The following is a 1,517-nucleotide window of genomic DNA, read 5'->3' as shown; positions in this document are numbered from 1 at the left end:
CATGGAAGCCTCGAGCTTTTTGACTGTCCACAGCAAAAATCTGTGGACAAAATGCACCCTGTTGCGTGTTATAATTGATTCACCACAAAACAAAAAAACAGAACAGGAACTGAGGTTATTTTACCATGAATTCTACAGAAATCTACCAAACAAAACGAAATATATTTACTTATGCGGATAAGTTGACCAAAGGTCTCCCGAAACCAAGAAAGAAATTCTACAGCGATATTTTATTTGGGATGTCTAAATCTCAAAGTACGTTGTTATCAAACATCGCTCGTTCATTGGAGGAGGACATTGATTTGATCTACACCATCAAACGGTTATCCCGCAATGGGTTTGAGAGCGACGATTTGAACCAGGTCCATCAAAACTATTTACATACCGTCAAAACAGCGATCCCGGATGATCCTTTAATCATTGTGGACGAATCCGATATCATTAAGCCGTATGCCGAGAAAATGGAACATTTGTCCCTCGTGCGGGACGGCTCCAAAAGTGTCATTGAAAAAGGGTATACCACCATCAATTTCTCGATGGCTACCCCGAAAACGAAACACCCCATCCCACTCTATAATCATCTCTATTCTTCTCGGGAAGAACTCTTCCAGAGCCAGAATTTCGAAATAGCTAAAGGCTTTAATACCGTCCATTCTTTTCTGGGAGGAAAGAAAGCCACTTTTGTCATGGACCGAGGGTATGACAGTAACGCGATGTTCCAGTATGTGCACAACATCGGTCATTTCTTCGTGACCCGATTGATGGACACGCGGTACCTGCTTCACCGAAATCGACGGATAAAGGTGCCTGACCTAGCGAAACGCCGCAAAGGAAAAATCAATTTCAGAACCGAAATCCAGGGAAAAGAGTATAACCTGAAGGTTAGCCATATAAAGGTCGAACTGCCGGTCTTAAAAGGCACGCCCCTCAATATGATTGTTGTTTATGGCTACGGTGAAAAACCGATGAAGCTGTTAACCAACCATGCCGTCAAAAGCAAGGAGGATGTCCTTCGCATTCTGAAAGGCTACATCACCCGTTGGCGAATTGAAGAGCTGTTCCGCGTCCAAAAAGAAGAATTTCATTTGGAGAAAACCCGAACGATGACGTTAAGCTCGATGCGAATCTTGTATACCATCATGAACTGCATCATTGGTCATTATTCCCTTTCCATCGAAAAAAACACCTGCCACACACAGGTCGTCCTTGCACGTGCCCGCCCCTCCAATGCGTTGGCAAAAATAAAGTTCTATCTTTATCGATTCATCCGAGGGGTCAGCAAGATTCTTTCCTATGATACCGCAGGTATCAAATACTTCCATCGGATTGAACAGCGATCAAGTCAACTGTCTTTGTGGTAAATGGCGAACTTAACTGTTTTTTTAACGCGCTGAAAAGGGCGTTCTATTTGTGTGTCTTCTTACAGTGTTTCAAAGAAATTCATACCAGTGTTCCATTGCCTTCCTCCTACATGCTCGATTTAGAGGCTGCCCTGACGTAAAAAGGGCAAATTCAAA

Annotated in this window: 1 protein-coding gene; it reads left to right on the top strand. The window is 43.2% G+C overall.

What is annotated here, in order from left to right:
• Positions 1-125 precede the first annotated feature (125 nt).
• Positions 126-1,361: a transposase gene (locus ACYQ4S_RS11850; RefSeq protein ID WP_459771343.1), complete on the top strand. Its 1,236-nt coding sequence runs from the start codon at positions 126-128 to the stop codon at positions 1,359-1,361.
• Positions 1,362-1,517 lie beyond the last annotated feature (156 nt).

This window comes from Alkalibacterium sp. s-m-28, assembly GCF_054658175.1.
This window is presented reverse-complemented; position numbering and strand designations above follow the sequence as displayed.

Coding starts and splice junctions, on each gene's coding strand:
- ACYQ4S_RS11850 (WP_459771343.1), top strand. CDS start 126: ATGAATTCTACAGAAATCTACCAAACAAAACGAAATATATTTACTTAT.